Annotated in this window: 3 protein-coding genes; 1 reads left to right on the forward strand and 2 read right to left on the reverse strand. The window is 71.8% G+C overall.

Features of this window, described 5'->3' with window-relative positions; translation table 11 throughout:
• Positions 1-25: 25 nt before the first annotated feature.
• A complete protein-coding gene (locus AB0J68_RS31125) occupies positions 26-889 on the reverse strand; it encodes an alginate lyase family protein (RefSeq protein ID WP_363942343.1) in 864 nt (287 codons plus the stop codon).
• Positions 890-1012: 123 nt separating this feature from the next.
• Entirely contained in the window at positions 1013-1435 is a 423-nt protein-coding gene (locus AB0J68_RS31130; protein ID WP_354859095.1) for a DUF2000 domain-containing protein, read from the reverse strand.
• A gap of 50 nt (positions 1436-1485) precedes the next feature.
• Here AB0J68_RS31130 and AB0J68_RS31135 point away from each other — a divergent pair.
• A partial coding sequence (locus AB0J68_RS31135; protein ID WP_363942341.1) for an AraC family transcriptional regulator occupies positions 1486-2294 on the forward strand: 809 nt, incomplete at its 3' end.

Below are 2294 nucleotides of genomic sequence, written 5' to 3' on the forward strand. Positions count from 1 at the left end.
TCGACGCCGGCCCGCCGCGGCGCGGTCAGTTGGGGTTGCTCGCGTGGGTCAGCGTCTCCCAGGCGACGAAGAGGTTGTTGATGCCGGCGGGTCGCTGTTGCAGCGTGAGGGTCTGCGTGTTGGTCATGACGGTGCCCAGCCGGTTGCTCAGCGCGTTGAAGCCGACCTCGGTGACGGGGCCGAGGCCCCGGGTGAGGGTGCCGCCGCAGAGCCAGGAGGGTGCCGCCTCGCCGAGTTGGTAGCGCGAGTGCAGGCCGAGCGCCTGCCGCAGCCGCTCACCGACCTGCGGGTACAGGTCGCGGCCCTGGATGCGGGAGGTCTCCGCGACGTGCGAGATGGCGGAGATCCCGTACCCGGTGTGGACGAAGTCCCGGCAGGTCTCCTGCGCGAGGCCGGCGACGAAGGTGGACTGGCCCTGCCAGTAGCCGATGATCTCCGAGCTGGTGTCCAGGCCGCTGCCGGGCACGGTGTACGGCAGCGCGCCGTCGCTGGGCAGGTAGATGAAGGCGCGGGTGCGGTTGAGGAAGCGGGTGACCGCCGCGTCGTAGGCGGTGCGGCCCTCCAGGAAGACGGCGATGCCGACGGCGGCCTCCATCATGGTCAGTTCCCAGTTGCCGTTGCTGTTCGAGCCGTTGCGGACCACCGGCAGGTAGACGTTGCGCAGCATGGTGGCGAACCGGTTGGCGTTGGGCCAGCTCCCGTAGGTGTACTTGATGATCTCGGCGGCCCGGGGCCAGGTCGAGGCCGCCCAGCCGGTCTGCAGGGGTCCGTTGCTGCCGGTGTGCGAGGTGATCGTCGCCGACCAGGCGTCCATGATCTGGATCGCCTTCTGCCCGTACCGGGAGTCGCCGGTGAGGCACCAGGCGAGCGCGTGGGTGTACGCCGCGATCGCGTCCTCGCGCTCGTCCGTGCAGCCGTTGTTGGGGTTGGAGTAGGAGCCGCACTCGACGACGGCGCGGGGCGCCGGGAGTCGTACCCATTGATATCAATGTCTTCGCCGCGCCGGATGGGCTCACGGGTGCATGGCCGCGCCCTTGAGGACCTTGTCCACCACGGTGCGCGGCGCGTGCAGGGCCAGCCCCACCAGGTCGAGCTTCTCCCGGCCGACCGCCTGCACGGCGGCCCGGTTGTCCCGGTCGTTGCCGGTGGCGAACAGCTCGGACGTGAACACCGCGAGCCGCAGCCCGCGAGCGAGAGCCCGCGAGTGCGCGTTGGTCAGGGTCGCCCGGTCGCCGGCGAAGACCAGCACCGGCTGGCCGAACATCGGCAGGTACGGGGTGCCGTCCGCGTCGCGGTACTCCTCGCCCAGCAGCTCCGGCTCGGCGTGCGCGACGCCACTGACCAGAAAGGCGGTGACGTTGAGTCGCTGCCAGCCGACCAGGTCGTTGCGGAGCAGCACGGCGATCTTGGTGGGAAATCGGATCGGTTCGGTCATGGCGTCGAGCCTGCCGGTGCCGACACCCACCGGTCTTGTACGTTCTTAGCGTGGCCACCCGCCCGGCCGGCTCGCAGGTCAGCGCGTGGCGACCCGCCGTCGCCGGGGTCGCCGAGGTCTTCCACGCCCATTTCGTGGACCACGCGTACCCACGGCACGTCCACGACGTGTGGACGCTGCTGATCGTCGACGACGGCGCGGTCCGCTTCGACCTCGACCGGCACCGGCACGGCGCGCTGCGCACATCGGTCACCCTGCTGCCGCCGTACGTGCCGCACGACGGCCGCTCCGCCACGGCGAGCGGCTTTCGCAAACGGGTCCTGTACCTCGACACCTCGGCCCTCGCCCCCGACCTGGTCGGCCGGGCGGTGGACGAACCGGACCTGGCCGATCCGCGTCTGCGGGACCGGATCCACCACCTGCACCACGTGCTCGCCACGCCGGGTGAGGAGTTCGAGGCCGAGAGCCGACTCGCGCTCATCCTGGACCGGCTGCGCACGCAACTCCGCGGACGGGCGCCGGTCAGCACCGCGCCGGGGATGCCCGGCCTCGCCGACCGGCTACGTGAGCTGCTGGACGCCCGGACCGTCGACGGCGTCACACTGCGCGAGGCCGCCGAGCTGCTGCACGCCCACCCGACCCACCTGGTCCGGGCCTTCACACGCGCACACGGGCTGCCACCACACTCGTACCTGACCGGTCGCCGGGTCGAGCTGGCGCGTCGCCTGCTCCTCGCGGGTCAGCGCCCCGCCGAGGCCGCCACCGCCGCCGGGTTCTTCGACCAGGCGCACCTGAGCCGTCACTTCCGGCGTTTCCTGGGCGTCAGCCCGGCCCGCTACCCGACGGCCCCCGGGCTCAG

The sequence above is a fragment of the Micromonospora sp. NPDC049580 genome (genome assembly GCF_040675595.1).
GTDB lineage: Bacteria > Actinomycetota > Actinomycetes > Mycobacteriales > Micromonosporaceae > Micromonospora.

Coding starts and splice junctions, on each gene's coding strand:
- AB0J68_RS31130 (WP_354859095.1), bottom strand. CDS start 1,435: ATGACCGAACCGATCCGATTTCCCACCAAGATCGCCGTGCTGCTCCGC.